This is a genomic window from Acaryochloris sp. IP29b_bin.148 (assembly GCF_028285565.1).
In the GTDB taxonomy this organism is placed as follows: Bacteria; Cyanobacteriota; Cyanobacteriia; order Thermosynechococcales; family Thermosynechococcaceae; genus Acaryochloris.
In genome coordinates this window covers 84,401-105,308 of record NZ_JANQOY010000090.1, presented here as the reverse complement: position 1 = coordinate 105,308, position 20,908 = coordinate 84,401, and the positions used below count along the sequence as shown (strand labels likewise).

The 20,908-nt window shown below is 48.2% G+C and carries 21 protein-coding genes and 1 pseudogene; 14 read left to right on the top strand and 8 right to left on the bottom strand.

The genetic code is table 11. The features are described 5' to 3' along the window. Positions 1 to 133: 133 nt before the first annotated feature. Positions 134 to 346 carry a chlorophyll a/b-binding protein gene (locus Q0986_RS08770; RefSeq protein WP_299408128.1) on the top strand — a complete coding sequence of 71 codons (213 nt, stop codon included), beginning with the start codon at positions 134 to 136 and terminating at the stop codon, positions 344 to 346. A gap of 96 nt (positions 347 to 442) precedes the next feature. Here Q0986_RS08770 and rpaB read toward each other — a convergent pair whose 3' ends face one another. After that, entirely contained in the window at positions 443 to 1,156 is a 714-nt protein-coding gene (gene rpaB, locus Q0986_RS08765; protein WP_299408125.1) for a response regulator transcription factor RpaB, read from the bottom strand. Positions 1,157 to 1,626: 470 nt separating this feature from the next. Here rpaB and Q0986_RS08760 point away from each other — a divergent pair, with 470 nt between their 5' ends. The 7 genes and pseudogenes from Q0986_RS08760 to Q0986_RS08735 all read left to right on the top strand — a co-directional run bounded on the left by Q0986_RS08760 (position 1,627) and on the right by Q0986_RS08735 (position 7,084). Continuing rightward, positions 1,627 to 1,779: a high light inducible protein gene (locus Q0986_RS08760; protein WP_299408122.1), complete on the top strand. Its 153-nt coding sequence runs from the start codon at positions 1,627 to 1,629 to the stop codon at positions 1,777 to 1,779. A gap of 122 nt (positions 1,780 to 1,901) precedes the next feature. After that, positions 1,902 to 2,858: an RNA polymerase sigma factor, RpoD/SigA family gene (locus Q0986_RS08755; protein ID WP_299408119.1), complete on the top strand. Its 957-nt coding sequence runs from the start codon at positions 1,902 to 1,904 to the stop codon at positions 2,856 to 2,858. Positions 2,859 to 3,033: 175 nt separating this feature from the next. Then, complete coding sequence (locus Q0986_RS08750; protein ID WP_299408116.1) at positions 3,034 to 4,443, top strand: DUF1800 domain-containing protein; 1,410 nt, start codon at positions 3,034 to 3,036, stop codon at positions 4,441 to 4,443. 43 nt (positions 4,444 to 4,486) lie between these two features. Next, positions 4,487 to 5,296 carry a hypothetical protein gene (locus Q0986_RS22930; protein ID WP_366918546.1) on the top strand — a complete coding sequence of 270 codons (810 nt, stop codon included), beginning with the start codon at positions 4,487 to 4,489 and terminating at the stop codon, positions 5,294 to 5,296. Between the two features lie 12 nt (positions 5,297 to 5,308). Then, a pseudogene (locus tag Q0986_RS22925) lies at positions 5,309 to 5,710 on the top strand (DUF1501 domain-containing protein); the annotation flags it as partial. Between the two features lie 76 nt (positions 5,711 to 5,786). Beyond that, a complete protein-coding gene (locus Q0986_RS08740; protein WP_299408112.1) occupies positions 5,787 to 6,074 on the top strand; it encodes a cupin domain-containing protein in 288 nt (95 codons plus the stop codon). A 155-nt stretch (positions 6,075 to 6,229) separates the two neighbouring features. Then, positions 6,230 to 7,084, top strand: a complete 855-nt coding sequence (locus Q0986_RS08735) for a hypothetical protein (protein WP_299408109.1) — start codon at positions 6,230 to 6,232, stop codon at positions 7,082 to 7,084. Between the two features lie 142 nt (positions 7,085 to 7,226). Here Q0986_RS08735 and Q0986_RS08730 read toward each other — a convergent pair whose 3' ends face one another. Continuing rightward, complete coding sequence (locus Q0986_RS08730) at positions 7,227 to 8,096, bottom strand: LysR family transcriptional regulator (protein ID WP_299408106.1); 870 nt, start codon at positions 8,094 to 8,096, stop codon at positions 7,227 to 7,229. 120 nt (positions 8,097 to 8,216) lie between these two features. Between Q0986_RS08730 and Q0986_RS08725 the strand changes: the two genes are divergently transcribed. Continuing rightward, positions 8,217 to 8,756: a peroxiredoxin-like family protein gene (locus Q0986_RS08725; RefSeq protein WP_299408102.1), complete on the top strand. Its 540-nt coding sequence runs from the start codon at positions 8,217 to 8,219 to the stop codon at positions 8,754 to 8,756. 54 nt (positions 8,757 to 8,810) lie between these two features. Continuing rightward, the gene (locus Q0986_RS08720) at positions 8,811 to 9,218 is read left to right on the top strand and encodes an MAPEG family protein (RefSeq protein WP_010471077.1); all 408 of its coding nucleotides are present in this window, start codon (positions 8,811 to 8,813) and stop codon (positions 9,216 to 9,218) included. A gap of 137 nt (positions 9,219 to 9,355) precedes the next feature. Here the strand turns inward: Q0986_RS08720 and Q0986_RS08715 are convergent, their stop codons facing one another. The 3 genes from Q0986_RS08715 to Q0986_RS08705 all read right to left on the bottom strand — a co-directional run bounded on the left by Q0986_RS08715 (position 9,356) and on the right by Q0986_RS08705 (position 11,809). Then, entirely contained in the window at positions 9,356 to 9,598 is a 243-nt protein-coding gene (locus Q0986_RS08715) for a hypothetical protein (RefSeq protein WP_299408091.1), read from the bottom strand. A 498-nt stretch (positions 9,599 to 10,096) separates the two neighbouring features. Beyond that, the gene (locus Q0986_RS08710; RefSeq protein WP_299408087.1) at positions 10,097 to 11,149 is read right to left on the bottom strand and encodes a molybdopterin-dependent oxidoreductase; all 1,053 of its coding nucleotides are present in this window, start codon (positions 11,147 to 11,149) and stop codon (positions 10,097 to 10,099) included. Between the two features lie 177 nt (positions 11,150 to 11,326). Further along, on the bottom strand, positions 11,327 to 11,809 hold the full coding sequence (locus Q0986_RS08705; RefSeq protein ID WP_299408083.1) for a GNAT family N-acetyltransferase: 483 nt from the start codon (positions 11,807 to 11,809) through the stop codon (positions 11,327 to 11,329). Between the two features lie 865 nt (positions 11,810 to 12,674). Between Q0986_RS08705 and Q0986_RS08700 the strand changes: the two genes are divergently transcribed. Then, complete coding sequence (locus tag Q0986_RS08700; protein ID WP_299408196.1) at positions 12,675 to 13,421, top strand: PEP-CTERM sorting domain-containing protein; 747 nt, start codon at positions 12,675 to 12,677, stop codon at positions 13,419 to 13,421. 115 nt (positions 13,422 to 13,536) lie between these two features. Here Q0986_RS08700 and Q0986_RS08695 read toward each other — a convergent pair whose 3' ends face one another. Then, on the bottom strand, positions 13,537 to 13,854 hold the full coding sequence (locus Q0986_RS08695; protein ID WP_299408079.1) for a hypothetical protein: 318 nt from the start codon (positions 13,852 to 13,854) through the stop codon (positions 13,537 to 13,539). 223 nt (positions 13,855 to 14,077) lie between these two features. Between Q0986_RS08695 and Q0986_RS08690 the strand changes: the two genes are divergently transcribed. Beyond that, positions 14,078 to 14,800, top strand: a complete 723-nt coding sequence (locus tag Q0986_RS08690) for a phosphatidate cytidylyltransferase (RefSeq protein WP_299408076.1) — start codon at positions 14,078 to 14,080, stop codon at positions 14,798 to 14,800. On the opposite strand, the gene thiO is transcribed toward Q0986_RS08690, so the two are convergent. After that, positions 14,797 to 15,897, bottom strand: coding sequence for a glycine oxidase ThiO (gene thiO, locus Q0986_RS08685; protein ID WP_299408073.1), 1,101 nt, complete (start codon positions 15,895 to 15,897; stop codon positions 14,797 to 14,799). The two genes, Q0986_RS08690 and thiO, sit on opposite strands and share 4 nt — an antisense overlap. A 101-nt stretch (positions 15,898 to 15,998) precedes the next feature. Between thiO and Q0986_RS08680 the strand changes: the two genes are divergently transcribed. Next, entirely contained in the window at positions 15,999 to 16,583 is a 585-nt protein-coding gene (locus Q0986_RS08680; RefSeq protein WP_299408070.1) for an L-threonylcarbamoyladenylate synthase, read from the top strand. Between the two features lie 327 nt (positions 16,584 to 16,910). Beyond that, positions 16,911 to 17,951: a tryptophan 7-halogenase gene (locus tag Q0986_RS08675; RefSeq protein WP_299408066.1), complete on the top strand. Its 1,041-nt coding sequence runs from the start codon at positions 16,911 to 16,913 to the stop codon at positions 17,949 to 17,951. Between the two features lie 127 nt (positions 17,952 to 18,078). On the opposite strand, the gene Q0986_RS08670 is transcribed toward Q0986_RS08675, so the two are convergent. After that, on the bottom strand, positions 18,079 to 20,682 hold the full coding sequence (locus Q0986_RS08670; protein ID WP_299408062.1) for an S-layer family protein: 2,604 nt from the start codon (positions 20,680 to 20,682) through the stop codon (positions 18,079 to 18,081). Positions 20,683 to 20,908: the final 226 nt, after the last annotated feature.

The following is a 20,908-nucleotide window of genomic DNA, read 5'->3' as shown; positions in this document are numbered from 1 at the left end:
GTTGTAGAAAATCATACCAAGCTCAACGATCAAGGGACCCCCTACGTGAGGCTGGAAGATAAGATATATTTCTTTACAATATAGTCAAGATGTGTTACATTTGTTTACATAAGCAATTACGGAGCTAACACACATGACTTCTAGCGGATATACTTCTGACGATCGCGGACGCATCAATCGCTTTGCTGTTGAGCCTAAGCAAGCGGTCAAAACAGAGCCAGTCTTTGGCTTTAATAAGAATGCAGAACGATACAGTGGTCGATTAGCCATGATTGGCTTTGTCGGCATCTTATTATTTGAGCTGGCAACCCATCTGACCTTTGTGCAGATTGTAACGGGTGTATAGGTTCAGTTTGGCTAAAAAGTGCTCGCAGTCCATGACTGCGGGCACTTTTTGGTAATGGGCTATCAAAGCACAGTCCATGACTGTGCTGTACCCTAGTTAATCTCCTCGTTGCAGGGCATAGCCAACCCCACGGACAGACAAAATAATGTCGGCTCCATCTGCATCATCTTTGAGCTTATTACGTAGGCGAGACATGTGAACATCGACTACTCGCGTATCAATTTTGCCGTCAGGACTGTATCCCCACACCTTTTGCAAGAATTCTACTCTAGAGATGGGTTCACCGGGTTTGCTCACCAGCAGCTCTAATAAATTAAATTCTAGATGTGTCAGTTGAATCCGCGCGTTATCTTTATAAACTTGGCGTTTGTTCGTATCAATTTCCAGCTTGCCCACTTGAATCACCCCTGCTGTCTTGTGGTGAGTCGTGTGTAATTTTGTCAGCCGGCGAAGAATGCAGCGGATGCGGGATTCTAACTCTTTGGGTGAAAACGGCTTCACCATATAGTCATCTGCACCCATTTCCAAGCCTGTGATCCGATCCGCGACATCTGATAGTGCGGTCAACATAATGATCGGGACGTCTGATTCCTGGCGCAGGGCTTGACAGACTTGATACCCGTTTAATTTCGGCATCATCACATCCAAAATAATCAAGTCAGGTTCCTGCCGCTGAAAAACCCGCAGCGTTTCTTCGCCATCCGCAGCCGTAATGACTACGAATCCCATCATCGATAGCCGAGTTTCTAGGATCCGGCGAATACTGGCTTCATCATCAGCGACTAGGATTATTTGCTGCTGGTCTTTCAAACTACTTTAGTATCCAGAAACAGACAACTTTCAAAACACCAATTCTTGAGCAGAATCGATTGACAAGCGCATAGGGTCATATATATCAGGTTTTTTTACATAAATCCTGATGGCTTCTAGAACTTGAGTTTAGCAGTTGGCCGTCTGCTCCTCTCCAATCGGGATGGCAATGTTTAAGTTCAGTCTGTGGACACACAGGTTTCAGTCAGTCTTTGCGGCTTTAAAATTGCTCAACGCATGACTCGGAGAGGCACTCAAGCTTAGAAAACGCTTCTAAGGTGCTGGCCTGAGTTGCCTAGTGAAGCCTGAGGGGCCGTCGAGCAGTTGTGAGATAGGGAGTGGCAAACCTACCCATACAGCCTGTTTGACGTCAGATCAGAACTAAATCGTTATCAGTTTCTTGACAAAACGTTACACTGTTGGTTACATTTATTTACATAAACACCAGTTTTTTTACGGAGTCAACCACCATGAGCACTCAAAATCCGGTTTGGGGTTTTACTGACTTTGCAGAGACCTTTGGAGGTCGTCTGGCAATGATGGGGTTTTTTCTAGCCCTTGTTACTGAAATTCTGACTGGCCAAGGAATTGTTGGTCAAGTTGCCGCTTTGTTGCACTTCTAAACCTGAGCGGCTTCTAACAGGGAAAAACAGTCCTTATGCCATAAATACATCTTCCCCAGCGCTAGGCTGGGGAGTTTTATCTCTCTTTTTAGAAATTTAGTGTTTACCCAAACATTGCCATCATGAAAAAAACATCTGTTAGCCAAGATTCAATTACGACATACTTACGAGAGATTAGCCGCTTTCCCCTGTTGAATCATGAGCAAGAAATTATCTATGGCAAACAGGTTCAGCGGTTAACAGCGTTGCAAGACTTGCAGCAAGAATTGCAAGACCATCTCGATCGACAGCCGACCCTAACAGAGTGGGCCGAAAAAGCTAGGCTGTCCGTCGGTCAACTTAAAAAAGAACTGAAGTTGGGTCAACGGGCAAATCGCAAGATGGTAGAGTCTAATCTGCGCTTGGTTGTCTCCATTGCCAAGAAGTACAACAAAGCGAAAGTCGAGTTTCTCGATTTAATTCAAGAAGGCACGATTGGTCTTCAACGGGGTGTCGAGAAGTTTGACCCGATGAAAGGCTATCGGTTCTCCACCTATGCCTACTGGTGGATCCGCCAAGCGATGACCCGTGCGATCGCAGAGCAAGAGCGAACGATACGCTTACCGATTCACATCAATGAAAAGCTCAGCAAATTGCGCAAAGTGAAACGCCAGCTCTCCCAGGAGCTTCATCGCGACCCTACGATCAAAGAACTGGCGACCGCGATGGACCTCACCCCTAAAAAGATTGAAGACTATCTCAATTACGCCCGTCGTTCTATTTCCTTAGATATCCAAATTGGAGATCAGCAGAATACGGAGCTGTGGGAGTTGCTGGAGGATCCGAATGCGTCGCCCGATGACTATGCGACAGCTGCCTCACTGCGTTCTGATTTAGAGAAGCTGTTGGCCGATCTTAACCCGCAGCAGCGAGAAGTGATTACGCTGCGCTATGGCCTGATTGATCAGAATCCCTTAACCCTCGCCAAGGTGGGAGAGCGGCTCAACGTCAGCCGAGAGTGGGTCCGCCGAGTCGAGCGGGAAGCCTTTAAGATTTTGCGATCGCAAAAAGTCATGTTGCAAGAATATATGGCCTGTTAACCCGTTTGCCCAGGCAACAACCGATTCGTCGTTGCGTCTTTGAACCTAATTCACTCTTCTTCTGTCTAAAGAATTAGGTTTAGGTCCACAGACTCATCACGACATGCTGCAATTCTCTCGCAATATTTTCAAGATTTTCCTTGGCCTGATACTGGGAGTAGGGATATGGAGTGGCATGACTACGATGGCTCTCCAGCCCGCACTGGCGGTCCCTACAGAAGTGACCCACGTGATCAATCGCCTGAGTTTTGGCCCCAGTCCAGGTGATCTGCAGCATATTCAGGCTGTAGGAATTGACGGATATATTCAAGAGCAGCTTTCACCCGAGCAATATCCACCCGAGCTACAGCGCCAACTTCGGCAATATCCCACCCTGTCGCTGACATCGATGCAGTTAGAACGTCAATATGGCGTGAGACGACCGGGCAGCGGCAAGCTCAACCCCCAAGAACTGAAACAACGCCGCCGCCGATCCCGTATTCCCTTGCACGAAGCGTCTGAAGTGCGGTTGATTCGGGCAATCTCTAGTCCGAATCAACTGGAAGAAGTGATGGTTAACTTTTGGTTCAACCACTTCAACGTATCCGCCCAAAAGGGGCGGACTGGATTATGGGTCGGTTCCTATGAACAAGAGGCCATTCGCCCTTATGTATTTGGCTCTTTTCGAGATTTATTAGGTGCCACAGCGAAGCATCCGGCGATGCTGTTTTATCTTGATAATTGGCAGAATACAGCCCCCAATAGTGCAGGTGCCCGTGGTCGTTTTAAGGGGTTAAATGAGAACTACGCTCGGGAGTTGCTGGAACTCCATACGATGGGCGTCAAGGGCGGATATTCTCAGGCTGATGTGGTGTCAGCAGCAAAAATTTTAACCGGGTGGGGCTTCCCTCGAGGACGACAGAGATTACGAGCCCAACAGGTGTTTTACTTTGATGCCAGACGGCATGATAATAGCCGCAAAACATTTCTGGGACGGCCCATTCGAGGGCAGGGCCTCGCCGAAGGAGAAGAACTCCTCAATATCTTGGCAACCCATCCCGCCACTGCCCAGCATATTAGTTACAAGCTGGCTCAGTACTTTGTTGCAGATACACCCCCTCAGGCGTTAGTGGATCGCCTAGCACAGCGATTTCTCGCGACTGATGGAAATATTCAGGCCGTCTTAGCCACCCTATTTGAAAGTCCCGAATTTAGAGATCCTCAATACTGCGGACAGAAATTTAAGACTCCCTATGAATATCTGCTGTCGATGGCCAGAGCAGCGGGGCGTCCAAGCGTTCAACCGCGTTTAGTCATGGGAGCTTTACGACAGTTCAGTATGCCGTTGTATGCATGCTCAACCCCTCAGGGCTATGCCAATACTGAATCGGCTTGGCTCAATCCAGATGCCACCCTTCGCCGCATCAGTTTAGCGACCGCGTTTGCACGAGGATATGGACGGCAACGCATCCCGGTACAGTCCAATCAACTAGAACAGACCTTAGGAGACCGTTTCTCCGCCCAAACTCAAGCCGTGATTAACAGTAGTCCGCAAAGGCTGCGGGCCGCCCTGATGTTGGGCAGTCCCGAAATGATGTATCGCTAATTCGAGTCTGAATCGTTTGCCACTCCTGACAACAGAAATTTCTATGAAACGTCGACAATTTTTACAGTACGCCATTGCCTCTGGTTTAACCGCGATGGGGCTGAGTCAGTTCGGTCAGCAACCCGCTCAGTCTCAAAGTCCCTCTGGGCGGCAAAAACTGGTTGTGATTCTGTTGCGAGGGGTTGTAGATGGTCTCAATGTGGTCGTTCCCTACCGTGAGGCCGACTATTACGATGCGCGTCCAACCTTGGCGATTGCTCCACCGGGGGCAGGGCAAGGGGCGATTGATTTAGATGGGCAGTTTGGTTTACATCCGGCGTTGGCAGAGTTAATGCCGTTGTGGCAATCAAAGCAATTAGCCTTCGTCCATGCCTGCGGTTCACCCGATCCAACACGGTCCCATTTTGATGCCCAAGATTATATGGAATTGGGAACGCCGGGGAATAAAAAACCAGGAGATGGTTGGTTAAATCGGGTGTTGGCTCATCTACCTGCAGGCCGCCCTACCCAAGCCCTCAACCTGGGTAATCAGACGCCTTTAATTTTGTCGGGGTCTAAATCCGTGGCTAATTTAGCCTTTGGACGGCAGGCAATCCGACCGTTGCCCGTGGATCGTCCCCCCATTCAAGCGGCCTTTGATCGTCTGTATGCAGGGGATACCCCGCTCAGCCGCGCCTATCAAGAGGGGTTGGAGGCGAGAGAGATTTTGAAGGCTGAACTGAATACCGAAATGACGCAAGCATCCAGAGGGGCACCGGGTCCTTCTAGTTTAAAAATCAATAGTCGCCGCCTTGCCCAACTGTTGACGGGTAATGCCGAAACCCAAATTGCCTTTGTCTCGTTGGGTGGCTGAGATACCCATGTCAGTCAAGGGGCAGCGCAGGGGCGTCTAGCACGATTGCTCAAACCCTTGGGGCAAGGTTTAAATCAGCTCAAAGCAGACCTGGGCACCACCTTCGATAACACTATGGTGGTGGTGATGTCTGAGTTCGGTCGCACGGTAGCTGAAAACGGCAATGGTGGCACGGATCATGGTCATGGGAATGTCCTGTGGGTCTTAGGAGGACAGATCCAAGGGGGCAAGGTCTATGGAGAATGGCCAGGGTTAGCTGAATCGCAGCGCTATCAAGGGCGAGATCTGGCGATTACGACGGATTTTAGAGATGCGATCGCACCCCTGCTGACCCAAGGAATGGGCATTGAAGCCAAACACCTCAACCACATTTTTCCTGGGTATTCTCTGCAAAAACAGCTGCCCCTTATTTAAGCGCACAACCCACCGTTTGGCTCTCACTAAATCAGGATGTTAAGCTGCTTAAATGAGAGAGAAACAGGCTATATCAATGAATACAAAGCAACTCCAAATTCAGGTCGAACATCAACCGAGTGATGAACGACTTCAAGCGTTGGGGGTGCTGACTTGGCCCATTTGGTCTAAAGAAGTATCCGAGTTTCCTTGGACCTATGATGAGGCTGAAACGTGCTACTTCCTGGAAGGCGATGTGGTGGTAACGCCTGATGGTGGCGAACCCGTAACAATGGGGCAAGGAGATCTCGTCACCTTTCCGGCGGGGATGTCTTGTACCTGGAATATTCGCAGTATGGTGCGCAAACATTACCGTTTTGGCTAGTCCTTTAGCCTTAAATTCTGAACTATTGTAGACGGTCTAACTGAGATTAATCGTTCGTAATATATATGCTGTCTTCGAAAGATTGCACTTGCATACCTGTCTAGATTACAGCATTTCAAATCTAGACATCATTATCGACTGGATAGGGAATAGCCATGATCGTTAAACGTCTTAAATCTTATTTGGGAAGATTGCGAAGAATGCAGCGTATCAATATGTGTTTAGCTCGGGGCGCTGCAAATAGCCCACTGCGGCAGTTAGATTCATCAAACCCTAGCTCATGGGAGTTCTCAGCCTTCAGTCAAAATGGGGAAGATGGGATTATTGATTATCTATCTCGGAAAATCATTAACCCAAATCGATACTTTATCGAAATTGGTGCTGAAAGTGGGCTCGAAAATAATACGTCTTGGTTGGCGATTGCAAGACGATTCAGCGGCTTGATGATTGAGGGCAATTCTAAAGCCTCAGAAGAATGTCAAACGATATATCCATATCTCAATCAAGGCGTTGAATGTATTTGTCAATTTGTCAACCGAGACAATATTGAGCAATTACGACATCAGTCCCTATTTTCAGACCCTGATGTGTTGTCAGTTGATATAGATGGGAATGACTACTATATAGCTGAAACACTGATGGAGGCTGGATTTAGGCCCAAACTATTTGTTGTAGAATTTAACTCTGCCTTTGGACCTGACCTCAGCTCTACCATTTCGTATAATCCTGAATTTCCAGGATTAAGTGCTCATGAAAGTCAAATTTATTATGGCGTTTCCATTACTGCATGGAAGACCTTTTTTACACGGTATGGATACAGCTTTGTAACGGTTGACCAGAATGGTGTAAATGGTTTCTTTGTTAACCCTCAAGAATTCGATTCTGAATTTATTAGTCAATTACAAGGATTAGATTTTTGTGAAAACTTTTATCAGTTGCGACGACTCAAATGTCCTTGGACAGAACAGTTTAAAATGATAAAAGACTTAGACTTTTTTGAGGTCACATAATTTCTTGCAAGCTTGCACAAGTTGCAATCGAAGCGTTTCTTCAAGCATCATCTGATATCTATCAAACGGGTGTCACAAAAATCGTGCATAGTCGGAATGATCTGGCATTCTGTGAAATCCGAGTTGCGATCGCACCTTAGTTTCACCCTGCCATCGACTCCCAATTATGGCTCGTGGCAAATCGGCAAAACTGCTCCACCATCTCAGAACACTGAAGCCGCCACTTAACGCCAACCCGCCGCTGAAAGTCAATATCGACCACTGGCAGATAAACGATGTCCGTCAGCCCTCGCCAAAAAGGCATCACACTCAACCCCAGTCCAGCTTTAACCAAGGAAATCACCCACTCCTCGTGACTGGCTCGATACACGACTTGGGGACAGATTTTTTGCGCCTCTAGCAGTTGACACTCTTGCTTAAAAAACTCACAATTCACCCGATCGATATAGGGTTGACCATCGAGTTCAGCCAACCGCACTGAAGTTCGCTGTGCCAAGGGGTGATGGGCAGGAACGGCAAGCAGCAAGGGCTGGGTAAACAAAAGGGTTGAGGTTTGGGCATCATCCTGTGGTCTCAACACCGTAATCGCCACATCAATTTCACCCTGGGTCAGTTTGTCTTGTAGCGCATCGGCAGGATGGTCATACAGTTCCAGGGTCACGTGGGGGTACTGTTGCTGAAAACTATGGACCAACTCGGCTAGCTCACTCACTCGCAAGGTGCTTAGCACCCCTACCTTCAGCGTCGGTCGATCATTAAAGCCTTTAAGCTCGTGGAGAGCCGCTTGATACTGAGCCATAATCACCGTGGCCCGCTCCTTAAAGGCTTGTCCCGCTGCGGTTAGAACCGTCCGCCGTCCACCCCGCTCGAACAACGCCACCCCTAGCTCCTGCTCTAGCTTTTTAATTCCTGCGGAGAGGGACGGCTGAGAAAGATAAAGTCGCTCTGCCGCCCGCGAAAAGGTACCCGTTTCAGCAATGGTCAGAAAATATCGAACTTGGTAGAGATCCATATATAGACAGTGTCTATAACTTCAATAATAAAAATAGTCTTGCTCTATAGATTAACCTACTCCAGGATAGAAAGTGTGAATCGTAACTGCTATTCGCACCCTCTACCCAGGACTAATCCGATGATGACTTTCGCTCAATCCACCTCACCCAAATTACTGATGGGCCATGCAGCCCCACCCTTAGTGGTTCAGACCTTGGATCACGGGCTGTGGCGGTTGGCCGATCAAACCCCTGAGCACTATACGATGGTGGTTTTCTATCGCGGGATCCATTGCCCCGTCTGTGAGCAATACCTGACGGAACTCGACCAAAAGCTGTCAGCCTTTGCCCAGCTTGGCGTTCAAGTGATTGCCTTGAGTGGTGATGGTATAGACAAAACCCAGCAACTTAAAACTCAAGCCAACCTCCAACAGCTATCCCTCGGTTATGGCTTAACTTCCGAACAGATGCGGGGTTGGGGCCTATATCTGAGCCAAGGCCATTTTGAACAAGAACCTGCGCTGTTTAGCGAACCTGCTGTTTTTCTGATTCAGCCAGATGGTCGGTTGTACTTCGCAAATATTGGCACCCATCCCTTCGCTCGCATCGATTTTGATTCCCTTTTGGCTGGCTTAGCCTACGTCATTCCCAATAACTATCCTTTACGAGGTACAGCGTAAAGCAATCTGTCCCTTCTCTATCTGCAAACGTTCAATCATCTTAAGGAGCACATTATGAACTCTGCCCTTTTCTATCTAGCTGCCAGTGGTATGCTCTGTGTACTACTGTGGGTTCCCTATATTCTCAATCGCGCTTTTGTCTGGGGCATTCCGGCCTTTGCCAGTAACTATCCCACTCGAAAATTCCCCGCGGAATCCCCCGACATTCCAGTCTGGGCCCAGCGAGCCCAACGCACTCATCTGAATATGGTAGAGACCCTACCTGCATTTGCAGCCGTTGTGATTGCAGCCCATTTAACCGAAGCCAATCCTGGTGTGATTACAGCTTGGGCTGCCACTTTCTTCTGGGCACGAGTGATGCATGCCAGCGTATATATTTTAGGGGTTCCTTACTTACGAACTCCCACCTACTTAGTTTCTTGGGCAGCTGTGTTAATGATTGGGGCTCAGGTAGTTTTTTAAGCGCCCTTCAGTAGATGCACACCAAAATGCGTAGCCTCCACAATTTGAGGGCTACATATTTAAAGAAGTGCAGCGATCATGCTGGCAAGTTTTTAGTCCAGCATGACAGTGAATCGAACTAATTTAAGACGTCAGCTCTACTGACCGACATCCTGCCAGAGCGTACCTTCGTGGGGGATAACGCCTTCATGAACAACTGCGTTAGCGTTTACAGCACTTTCCTGAAGAGAAGAGCGCGTTAGAGTATAACCCACAACAAAGGCAGAAAAACCAACTGCCAGAATCGAGAAACCGGCAATTGAAGCGCCGAGAATTCGATCAGACGAGGAAGATTGGGTATGAGAATACATTTCTATAAAGCCCAAGATTGAATGTTTCAATCTTTATCTTCTCAGCTTATTCCGTATAAAGCGATACCCTTTATAAAAGTTTTACTCTTCTGGGGCTTGACTAATTTGAAAAGGCTGGACGAACTGATCTGTTAACGAGAGGGGCAAATCAGTATTATGCGATACAAAACCGTGACCAATTCCGGCAAAAAAACCGATCAAGGTTGCATAGAGTAAAGGTGATCTGCTGTTCATATAGGATGTCGAGAAGTGAGCGAAACAAGTAGAAAGCCTACTAGGGCTAGCCATCACCACTGCTAAAGCTTGGGCTTTTGAAATGCATTGGGTACAAGCTCAAACTTGCTGTTATCAACAGGTTTGTTCGTTATGTTTACTTAAGTTAGCAATTCTTAGTAGAGGAATTCTGTAACCGTTCTTACGGTTTGATGATTCCAATAACAACATTATGCAAAAAATGCAATCAAGCAATTCAGAAATTGCAAGTTTTGGTCAATAAAATGAGTCTCAAACCGGTTCTGTAAGATCGTTTTAGGATTCTAGATGAATTGAAATTTTTAAGATGCCAGCACTGCCATCTTTGCCATTTTTATCTATGATTTTTTGCGTTTCAGTTCGCGACTTCGCCTGGGCCAGCAGCTGATAGGTTCCTGGTCGAGTGGGCTGCCAGAGGTATCGCCAGAGGGTCCATTCATGGGGAGAGCGGGGCTGGTTGATTTCAGCTTCCGTCCAGGTCTGCCCATTATCCGTACTAATTCTGACCCACTCCATGGGCTGAGCCTGGTCAATCGCCACCCCCGCAAGAGTCACCCCTCTTTGCCACCCTTCCTCCCCTGTGCGGGGCAGATCGACATGGTAATTTTTATCCCAAACTTTCTCCCCTTGAACCTGCTGAGTGATGGCATGGGTCGCAATTTTTGCCGTATTCGACCAGCCCTGACGTTCCCAATAGCCTTTTTTGGGGGTGGCAATCGCCTCGATTTCCGTTAACCATTTCGGTTGCTTCTGGCCATACCGACCTGGAATGATGACCCGCAGGGGAAAACCATGAGATTGTGTTAGCGGTTCTCCATTCATCCGATGCACAAGCTGCACATCTGGTCTCATTAAATCGGCGATGGGCACAGTCGTCTCATAGGAGTCAGCCGCATGGAGCATAAATTCAACAGCCTGATCCTTTACCCTCACTTGCTTAAGAAAGGGCAGTAATGGCGTTCCCGTCCACAGCGCATTGCCAATCTGCTTTCCCCCAGTGTGATTGCCAATGCACTCCATCGTTAAATAAAACTCTACTTGGGGCGCTGCTAAAATATCGGCAAATTTTAGGGTCAACGGTTGATCCACCAGCCCGGTCAAATGCAATTGCCAAGTGTCGAGATCGACGTCTGGGGGTGACGCGTAGGACTGCACATAAAACTCACCCACCGGAGTCACCCGATGATCCGGTAGGGAGTGGTCAAATTTCTGCGGTTCTACTGCAAATAAAAGATGAATTTGCTGATGGTTTACACATCCTGGCAAGAGTGTTGCAACCATGCCACCGGACGCTTGCAGCAGTCGCTTTAATGCTTGACGACGTTTCATAGGTTGCTTCTTTCTTCGATAGTTTGAATGCCTTCTGGGTTGGCTCTAGCTTAAAGGACCAATCTAAGGGCAGCCTGAGAACTACAGTTGTTGCAAAGCACAGTTATCCTGCAATGGCAAAGCCGTCCAGCGCAGGGAGCATCCCCATTACAACTTGGCTGAATTTAACTTACTCGCTCATCTGTTAAAGAGGTTGGGTTGCCATTTCCAGTAACAGCGTTGCCCTTCCCGTTTAATAATTTCAGCACCTAGTCGGTGATAAAACTGGAGTCCGCGTTGATTGCGAGCATCTGCTGTCCACGCCAGATGCGTGCAGTGATGGCTAGCAGCAATTTGTGCTAAGTACTGCATCAATGCTGCACCTGCACCCTGGCTACGGTATTCTTCTGCGACGTACAGATCGTCCAGCCAAATACTGGGTTGACCTGCAAAAGAGGAGTATCGAAAACCATAGAGGGCAAAGCCAGTCGGCTGATTTTGCTGTTCGCAGAACAGCACATAGGCAAAAGGAGTCGGGCCAAAGATCGTCGTTCGAATTTTGGCGTCTGACGTTTGTAGGATGCCTTGATAGGCACCAACGCTGCGATCAAACTCGGCTTTTTGCTGAATGAACTGATAAATCAGGTGAATGTCGGCTTGAGTCGCCGCTCGAATATGCATTTCAATCGGTCGATAAGACTAATGCAACTTTCGTCATTTCAATATCCATGTCTATATCGCCTATGGCCTGCAATGCACAGTACTTTTCTCGGCATATTGCCGCTTGATTTTATATCAATGCAATGGATAGTTGATGAGCCTGCTCTTATCTTGATGCATTTATTTGATAAAAATTTGTGAATTAAATGAATACAATAGCAGCTACGATCTCATCGAAAGAGGTGTATCAATTGCCATAAAGAAATCTTGCCGCCTTTAACTCATACCCATTACCCAGCAAGATGACCTGTATTAATCTGTGAAAGCACTGTAAATACGTCAATTTAGTAAATCACGTCGTTCATACTCACATGAAATTGGTATCACTCAATCTTTTGCATTTTAAATCTAGAAAAATTTAATCCTCCACTGCTTGTAGTGAAGAAATTATCTCAAACTCCAACCTTATAGTATGAAAGATGTAGTATTTTTATGCCCTATTGACTTTCGGTGAGGTAGTTAATTTAAAATTTAACAGCAATAAAAATAACTAGAATAATTGCGCATATCTGCAATGTTAATTTATAAGTATCTCTCAGAATAGTTTAAAAAATCTTTTAGTATTCAACAGGCTTAATATAGTAGCCTCAAAAAGGCATAATTTTCTTTCTTCCTTTAGGTAGGTGAAATTTGAAGAAGCGAACTTATACTTAGAGTAAATTTAAGTGCCAGAGTATTGACTAACACAATCTCAAGCTTACAAATTCTTTTTCGATAAAGTGACAAGAGTAAAGAGAGACGCTCTATCTATCTAACAAAATGATATTTATGTCTCTTTGAAAGTAGAATCTATATTTTCGCGCCAAAGCAATCAGGGAAGGGTTTGATGGATCTAAAAATAGCACTATATTCGACGATGGCTCCAACCTGCGGGTTGCTTTTAGGTACAGTTTTAATGGGGTTTCAACCTTTAGCCACTGCACAACCTGTTTCTGATGCTGCACTAGAAAATTTTGTGGGTCAACCCTCTGGCACTATAGATAATCTTGGTAATGGCGATGCGACTGAGGGCTCAGCAATTAAGCAAACTTTTTCGGCATCAGCAGGGCAAACTGTCACCTTAGATTGGAATTTTTTAACCAATGAGGCCACTCCCAATACGCTTTATAATGACTTCGCTTTTGTCTCCGTGCGGCCCCTAGGAGGGACATCAACTTTAGCCGATACGAACTCGCGCTTTCCACTACTCGGGAATAACGCTCGCTTTAATGATGAGACGGGGTACAACACGTTCTCTTATGACATTCCGACCACTGGAACTTACACATTAGGGCTGGGGGTTGTTGATGTGGGAGACAGAGTTGTCAATTCTGGTTTATTGGTAGACAACGTCAATGTGGGGACTAATGGTAGTTTCGAAGCCGGTGATTTCTCGGGGTGGGAAACCATTGGCAATACAAGTATCGTTGATTCCGCTTTTGGCATTAATCCTACAGAAGGTAATTCCCAAGCTTATCTGTCAGTTCCTGAGCCTTCGACGATTTTAGGCTCTGTGATAGTACTAGGAGTGGGAACCTTATTAAAACGAACTGCTAAACATAAGCATAAAAATTTGAACGAAAGTATTAAATAATGAGAGCCTTTTCTTGTTTCTGTTGACTGGATAAATAGCCTCACATAGTAAAGGGTAGACCTGACTCGATCTACCCCTGCTCCTACTCAATGAGAGACTTGTCTGAATCAACGGCTTAATTAGCGATAAATGCTGCACCGTTGGGGCCACGAGTGATAATTCGGCCAGTGGGAGTGGTGGCACTGCGTGCAGCAGATTCAGTATTGGCAATATGGGCAGCACCATTGGGGCCACGATTAACGACAGAAAGTGCTGGATTGGGTTCTGTTTTAGGTTGTAGCGTGGCATCCACAGGGACTTTCTTAACGATGGAGGCGGCACCATTAGGGCCTCGGGTCACGGTTTGGGTTTCTGCAACCGCGTTTGTGCTGAGGCCGAGGGTGATGAGGGCGGCGGCGGCGATGGTGTTGCGGGTGATTTGAGTAACGTTCATAATGTCTTGCTCCAACTTCAATGTCTTTAATGTACGGGGGCTAACTGAGGCCCAAGTTAGGGAAAACTGTGCGTAGTCATCGACCTAGCTGAGCAAGACTAAAGAGTTACCTGAGAAAACTGAGAGACCGGTACTGTGTAGGCCATGGGGCTGATCACTTAATCGGAGTAAGCTACGAATACAGAAGTCTACAGATCTCACTGGAATGCTTTGGGAACCACTAATGACCCATCCCATGCTGCAAGATAGTGTCGTTATGGTGATCACCTTGCTGCTCGCCCTAAGCTGGCTGCGAATCATGGATGCATTGGCAGCCTATGGCTGGCTAGAGCAAAAATTGAGCCGCAAAATTATTCATATGGGCACAGGCCCCCTGTTTGTCCTCTGTTGGCCCTTTTTCAGTCCCCAACCCACTGCCCGCTACTTTGCTGCCCTGGTGCCCTTAGCCATTACTCTCCAATTTATCGGCATTGGCGTGGGCTGGATTAAAGACCCCGACGCCGTTCAAGCTATGACCCGTACGGGTGACCCCAAAGAGATTCTCAAAGGGCCACTCTTTTATGGGTTGGTATTTGTCGTTTGTACCCTTGGATTTTGGCGAACCTCACCCGTAGGGATGCTGGCCTTGATGATGATGTGTGGCGGCGATGGCTTAGCTGATATCGTCGGCCGACGATTGGGGCTTCACAAATTGCCCTTTAGCCCCGAGAAAAGCTGGGCGGGGTCTGCCGCTATGTTTGGGGGCAGCTTTCTATTTGCCCTCAGTTTCTTGACCTTGTTTAATCGCTTGCACTATTTTCAGCCCCCTTTAGCCTGGGCAAGCATGGTTAGCGTTGTCGCCGCGATCGCCTTGATTGCGACCGTTGTCGAAGCCTTACCCTTTCGGGATATTGATAACCTGACGCTGACAGGTGTAGCCGTTACGTTAGGTCTGTGGTGGTTTTAGGAAGGCGCTAAGGCCAGCCGGGCAGGAGAGGGGGAGGATGGCGCAAATCGCTGCCAGCTAAAGTCTTGCAAAACAGGGTCTGCCTGTCCCGTCACCACCAGGGTGGAAATCAGGCGAGCCGTTATGGGTGCCAGTAGAATACCGTTCCGGTAATGTCCGGTGGCTAAAATCAAATTTTCGTAGGGGCTGTGCCCTAAAATTGGCCATTCATCTGGTGTAGCGGGCCGAAATCCCCACCAACAATCTTCTAACGGGTGATCAGCAAGAGGGGGGTAGAGACGAATGGCGGCAGCCAAGAGTGACTGCATTCCAGCAGGCGTATTGTAGGCCGCAAAACCAACATCTTCACTCGTGGCCCCGACAACGATGCGACCATTTTGGCGCGGGACAATATAGACCCCCGGTCCAAACAGCACTTTGTGCAAGGGCTTGGTCTGGGCCTGCACTGCACATAACTGACCTTTGCGAGGGATGACCGGAATGGGCAATAGTTCTTGGGACCATGCCCCTGTTGCCAAGATATAGGTCTTCGCCTGCCAAGGTCCGGCTGTCGTTTGCAGATGCTGAATGCGATGTTCTTTGGTATCTAAGGCTGTAACGGTGACCCCTTCCCTTAAGGTGACCCCGAGATGCTCTGCCGCTTGGAGTAAGACCTGAGCGAGTTGCTGGTTATTGACTTGAGCATCGTCAGGGAACCACCAGCCTCCTACCACTTCTGGGCCGAGGTCGGGTTGATATTGGTGGATGGTGGTGCGATCGCACCATTCAGCGTCCTGCGCCAATCGAGCAGGCGAATCCGCATACGTAGGCGCCACAATGCCACAGGGCCAATATCCGGTCTCTAGTTCCGTCAGTTCTGTCAGTTGGTTGGTCCAGTCCGCATAGAGGTCACGACTGCGCAAACATAGATCCAGCATTGGACCTGGTTCTAACCCCTCCGCTTGAGGCGCTAGCATTCCGGCGGCGGCATGGAGAGCTGCTTCTTGGAAATTGCGACTGAGAACCGTGACTTGAGCCCCTTGGCAGGCGAGTTCGATAGCGGTGGCTAAACCCATCGCGCCACCGCCAATCACTAAAACATCAGAACTAGAATTCATTTATTGCTGAGGTGGGGGGTGAGAAGATATTCTAGCGGTCTAACGATACAGAAATAAACGACCTAAACTTCCCCCAAATCTTATTCTAATTCGCGTTTGGCATGACTCAACTTCCTATTGCCGCCTTCGTTGCTGCTGCTCGGTCTGGCCGCCTGATTAGTTTCCCCACCGATACCGTTCCGGCTTTGGCTGCTCGCCCTGACCAGGCTACGCAAATCTTTGCAGCAAAGCAGCGTCAGGCCGATAAACCGCTGATTCTGATGGGAGCTTCTCCAGAAGCGCTTTGGCCTTATGTACATGGGGGTGAGGCGGAGCTGAAGCAGTGGCAACAGATGGCGGCTGACTATTGGCCGGGGGCGTTGACCTTGGTGTTACCGGCCTGCGATCGCGTCCCCCCGCAAATGAACCCGCTTAATCCCGACAGTATTGGCATTCGAGTCCCTGACTCCGCTATCGCTCAGATGATTTTGCAACAGACCGGTCCCCTAGCGACGACAAGTATCAATCGCTCCGGTCAACCTGCCTTAAGAACCATTGCAGAGATTAATCACCACTTTCCCCAAATATTGACACCTCTAGCTAGCCAATGGCCCGAGTCTAAAATGTCTGCTCCGCTGCCCTCTACTGTCATTAAGTGGACTGCACGCGGTTGGCAGGTGCTGCGGCAGGGTGGAATCCAGATTTAGGTCATCACATCGCTGACGGATCCACCTCTTATGCGTCAAGCAAAGGTCTGACAAACCTCTATCCCACTCCTATCTGAGCATTCGTTTGTGGATATCGGCTAGCTACACCTCACAATTTTCTTTTGATGGAGGCTTAGACTCTATCAAAAAGAATCACAAAAACAACTCGGTGAGACTGATAGGATTACCATAAATAGCAAACTCTTTTATGCCAACGGGGGGAAATGTGTATGGCATGTATTGGGGAAACGCAGCAACTGTGCGATCGCAGTTTTCTCTATTTAGCGGGCAACGCGCCAGTCAATGGCAAGAAAGGGGGCTGGTCCTATGCCACCTCTCCCTAAAACCGATGTTGTTGTCATTGGTGGAGGACCGGGAGGAACAGCAACTGCCATTCGCTGCGCTCAGCATGGGTTACACGTCACACTGATAGAAGGGGCTGAATTGTCCCAATCCCTTACCAGTGAGACCTTACATCCTGAGATTGAACCACTGTTGCAAACACTCGGGGTAAGAGACTCAGTCTTAGCCGCAGGCTTTCCGCGTTGTCCCGGACGCTGGATAGCCTTGCAAGGAGAACGCCAATTTCACCACTTTGGTGAGGATAGTCATGGGCCTAAATTGGGGTTTCAAGTCAAGCGATCACACTTCGACACCCTGCTTTTAGAACAGGCTAAAGCGCTGGGAGTCAACATTCTTCAACCTTGTCGAGCCATCGAACCGCTCGTCAGCCAGGGACAAATCCAGGGTCTGATCACCACCTGGGGTGGGATAGAGGCAACCTATGTGGTGGATGCGACGGGGAGATGCCAATGGCTCGCGCGGAAACTGAAACTGATCACCACACCCTACTCTCCCCCGTTACACGTCGAGTACGGCTATGTGATGGGACATTGTTCAGAGCAAGAGTATTCCCCCTTAATTGCCTCGGCCCCCGGAGGATGGGTCTGTGTGGCGAAGGTTCAACCCTTACGCTATCAATGGACTCGTTTGAAATGGGCTGAACACTCCAATGCCTCTTGGCATCCTCCCAACTTAGCCCATCTTTGGCCCGGCGACCCACCCCATACGGTCGAAGTAACTTGGCGGCTGGTCAATCCAGCCGCTGGCCCCGGCTACTTCTTGGTCGGAGATGCTGCTGCGGTCCTCGATCCCATCTCATCCCAAGGGGTACTCAAAGCGGTTGCCTCAGGTATGATGGCCGCACATCTTATCAATAAACAATTTCAAGGGGGACAGTTGCAACCTTCGCCAGCCGCTCGCTACTCTACTTGGTTACGAACCAATTTTTATCAGGATCTGCTTCATTTACAACGGTTTTACAGCCCTGTTTTGTCGGAGATCGCGACCTTGGCAAACGCTCAGTAGTGGAATTGAATAGGAGCTACCTAATATAGGTAGGGGCTACCTATTTGCGGAGGGCTAAATGATAAAGCCCAGCCTTTTGTGGATCTGGGTCTTAGTCAACGAGCACATGTCCTCTATCGCTGATGACTTAACACATCGCTGCAGATTGCCTGCGGCCTAACCCAGGTTGATCAGGAAAGTTTGCGGTCAATACAGTTCGGCCTTGCGCATCATGAACCCAGCCTTGAGCCTCAACAATGTCTGAGGATTTGGGGAGTGCAGTAGTGCGGTGGTGCGTCTGAGCTGAGAGAGGCATGGAATGAGAGGTCGGCTTTTGAACGTTTAGCTCTCTAAGGTCATGCCAGAGCGTCACGGCGGTTTGAGGCTCTCCTGGTCCTGGCGGTAGACCCCCTCGTCCAGTATGGACAAAACGACTGGTGCCTGAAGGCTGGCCTGTACGACACCCTTGAGTAATGGGTGGGGAAACATCAACGGATTCCGGTAAATCTATCAAACTGTTGTTCGGGTCAACTTCTGGGTTATTAATTTCCACAATGCCATTCAGCGTTGGATCGCTTTGGGAAATAGCTGTGATATCACTGAAGTTGGTTCTTTGATCTCGCACTTTCAATCCAAATACGCCTTGGGTCGTAATCGATATCTTGCCTCCTCGCCCCGAAAAGCTATTGGCGACGATATCGCTGTTTTCATTGGGGAAAGCGACGATCAGATCCGCATTGATATTGATATTGCCACCATCACCCGGACCATTAGCTGTGGCTGACACCAGGCTTTCATTGCGCATCAGCAACCGATTATGGATTCGTAGATCAATATCACCGCCATTGCCAGAAATTGTGGATGCGGTAATCCCCGCTTGTTGTTCCAGCAAGATATTGTCAGCATAAACTTGCAAGGTGCCTGCATCCCCTGGCCCATCATTTTTGACGCTGACAGAACCCCCATTCGTCACGCTCAAATCTTTTGTTGTAATTTGCACGTTTCCTGCTTCGCCAGTGGGAATAGGAGGAAGATTAAAAGTATTGCGCAACTCTGGGCTTAACAGGTTGGCAGACGAAATAATAAAACTGGAATCTCGACCACCAGGGGCAACCCCACTGACTTGAATAGAGTCTGTCGCATTCACAGTGACACTGCCCGCCGCACCACTCGCAAACGTAGAAGCATCCACTCTAGCCCCATCCTTGATCACTAATCGTTGTGTATTGATCACTAAATTGCCTGCATCTCCACGCTCTAGACTAGACGCCGACACAGCACTATTCGCAAACAAGGTTGGACCGACACCGACAAGTTTCACTAACTCTGAGGCATTAACGGTGACGTCTCCTCCATGTCCCTGCCCTAAGGTGGCAGACGTGACTAAGCCCCCATCAGACACGCTGAGGCGTTTAGTGGTAATAAATGTATCTCCAGCGTTCCCCGCGCCAAAGGCTCCTGTACTCAGAAGGCTAAGCAAGCTGGGGTTTAAAGGGGACGTGCCCAGAACATCGATAGACTCAGCTGCATCAATCCGCAGTGTGCCCCCTTCTCCAGGGCCAACGGTGCCTGCAAAAATTACCCCTCCTTCTCGTAGGAAGAGCATTGGGGTGGATAGAACAATATCGCTACCCCGGCCTAACCCCAAGGATTGAGCGGTTAGACTGCTGCGAGTCGTAGCCTGTGGATTCGTGCCAATTAGCTGTAATGAGTCTGAAGCATTAATGCTTAACGGACGTCCTGCTTGGTTACCCAAATTTTGAATACGAATAACCGAGCCATCAGTGATAGAGACTCGACGGCCTTGGATGTTTATGGAACCTGTGCTGATACCACTGCCATCTACTAGGGCTTGCTGAGAGAGGTTAATATCTCCAAAGCTTTGAACCGTTTGATAGTTGAAACCCCATCCTAAAGAGGTAGGGGTCATCTGTACAACGCCGGACGTCACCCCTCCTAAATGAATGCTTCCGCCTGGGGCCGTGAGAATTCTGCCGTTTAAATTAATATTGCGACCGATTAAAGCCAGTGTTTTGGTGGGCTTAACCGTTAAATCCAGCTCAGAGCTACCAGTTCGTATGGAAAAAGCAAATAGGGGATTAGGAGATATGAGTTGATGGCCTGTTCCTTGAGCTACGATATCTGCGGATGGACGGTTAAATTGCAAGCCTAAGGGCACATTGATAGCCAACTGAGAAGGAACTTGTGGATTATCTGTCCCAAACTCAAGACCCTGCTCAAAAATCAGGCGATTGGCTGTGGTGCCCAGAAACGAACCGTTAAGGTCTAGCCTGGAATTGGGTCCAAAGAAAATGCCATTGGAGTTGATGAGAAAAAGATCGGCATTGCCTTGTATGCCCAATCTGCCCAAAATATTGGATGGTCGGTTGCCAGTCACTCGACTAATGATCCGAGCAACACCAGCAGGATTACGAAAGTAAATCTGCTGACCCTCAGCAACATTGAAGTCTAAAAAACTATGAAAGAGGTTGGACCCTCGGGTTGCACCCCCTGCAATGATATCCGCAGGCTGACCATTGATGACAACTGCACCCGGAATAACGGTCGAATTTTGTGAACCTAAAGTATTGTCAGGGGCTGTTTGGGCAACCGCTATCTCTAAGCAATGGGTGACAGAACAGATCCAAGCCAGGAATAACAGTGGATATTGCAATTTAGAGCAAAATTTAGGGAGGATTTGCCATCTCAATTGAGACCTGAGGATGGATGTCAGAATTTTTTGTTGTGGCATAAAAATTCATAGAATACTATCCCCCTGAATGCTCGCTGAGATGCGATGAGTTTTTAATTGTTTTAAGTATCGATCACAGACTAACTATTAAGACGAGCTGCAATAAATATCTCACTTTCTGTTCATAGATAAGATAATTTATATCATCATTGGGTCATCCCTCAGGTGTCAGGATAGATACAAATCAATAGTCCAGGATCGGTAATGTTGACATTAACCCACTTGA

Excerpts from the sequence above, each read along its gene's own strand:
- Q0986_RS08770 (WP_299408128.1), top strand. The coding sequence starts at position 134 with ATGACTTCTAGCGGATATACTTCTGACGATCGCGGACGCATCAATCGC.
- Q0986_RS08760 (WP_299408122.1), top strand. The coding sequence starts at position 1,627 with ATGAGCACTCAAAATCCGGTTTGGGGTTTTACTGACTTTGCAGAGACC.
- Q0986_RS08755 (WP_299408119.1), top strand. The coding sequence starts at position 1,902 with ATGAAAAAAACATCTGTTAGCCAAGATTCAATTACGACATACTTACGA.
- Q0986_RS08750 (WP_299408116.1), top strand. The coding sequence starts at position 3,034 with ATGACTACGATGGCTCTCCAGCCCGCACTGGCGGTCCCTACAGAAGTG.
- Q0986_RS22930 (WP_366918546.1), top strand. The coding sequence starts at position 4,487 with ATGAAACGTCGACAATTTTTACAGTACGCCATTGCCTCTGGTTTAACC.
- Q0986_RS08740 (WP_299408112.1), top strand. The coding sequence starts at position 5,787 with ATGAATACAAAGCAACTCCAAATTCAGGTCGAACATCAACCGAGTGAT.
- Q0986_RS08735 (WP_299408109.1), top strand. The coding sequence starts at position 6,230 with ATGATCGTTAAACGTCTTAAATCTTATTTGGGAAGATTGCGAAGAATG.
- Q0986_RS08730 (WP_299408106.1), bottom strand. The coding sequence starts at position 8,096 with ATGGATCTCTACCAAGTTCGATATTTTCTGACCATTGCTGAAACGGGT.
- Q0986_RS08725 (WP_299408102.1), top strand. The coding sequence starts at position 8,217 with ATGATGACTTTCGCTCAATCCACCTCACCCAAATTACTGATGGGCCAT.
- Q0986_RS08720 (WP_010471077.1), top strand. The coding sequence starts at position 8,811 with ATGAACTCTGCCCTTTTCTATCTAGCTGCCAGTGGTATGCTCTGTGTA.
- Q0986_RS08710 (WP_299408087.1), bottom strand. The coding sequence starts at position 11,149 with ATGAAACGTCGTCAAGCATTAAAGCGACTGCTGCAAGCGTCCGGTGGC.
- Q0986_RS08705 (WP_299408083.1), bottom strand. The coding sequence starts at position 11,809 with ATGCATATTCGAGCGGCGACTCAAGCCGACATTCACCTGATTTATCAG.
- Q0986_RS08700 (WP_299408196.1), top strand. The coding sequence starts at position 12,675 with ATGGATCTAAAAATAGCACTATATTCGACGATGGCTCCAACCTGCGGG.
- Q0986_RS08695 (WP_299408079.1), bottom strand. The coding sequence starts at position 13,854 with ATGAACGTTACTCAAATCACCCGCAACACCATCGCCGCCGCCGCCCTC.
- Q0986_RS08690 (WP_299408076.1), top strand. The coding sequence starts at position 14,078 with ATGACCCATCCCATGCTGCAAGATAGTGTCGTTATGGTGATCACCTTG.
- thiO (WP_299408073.1), bottom strand. The coding sequence starts at position 15,897 with ATGAATTCTAGTTCTGATGTTTTAGTGATTGGCGGTGGCGCGATGGGT.
- Q0986_RS08680 (WP_299408070.1), top strand. The coding sequence starts at position 15,999 with ATGACTCAACTTCCTATTGCCGCCTTCGTTGCTGCTGCTCGGTCTGGC.
- Q0986_RS08675 (WP_299408066.1), top strand. The coding sequence starts at position 16,911 with ATGCCACCTCTCCCTAAAACCGATGTTGTTGTCATTGGTGGAGGACCG.
- Q0986_RS08670 (WP_299408062.1), bottom strand. The coding sequence starts at position 20,682 with ATGCCACAACAAAAAATTCTGACATCCATCCTCAGGTCTCAATTGAGA.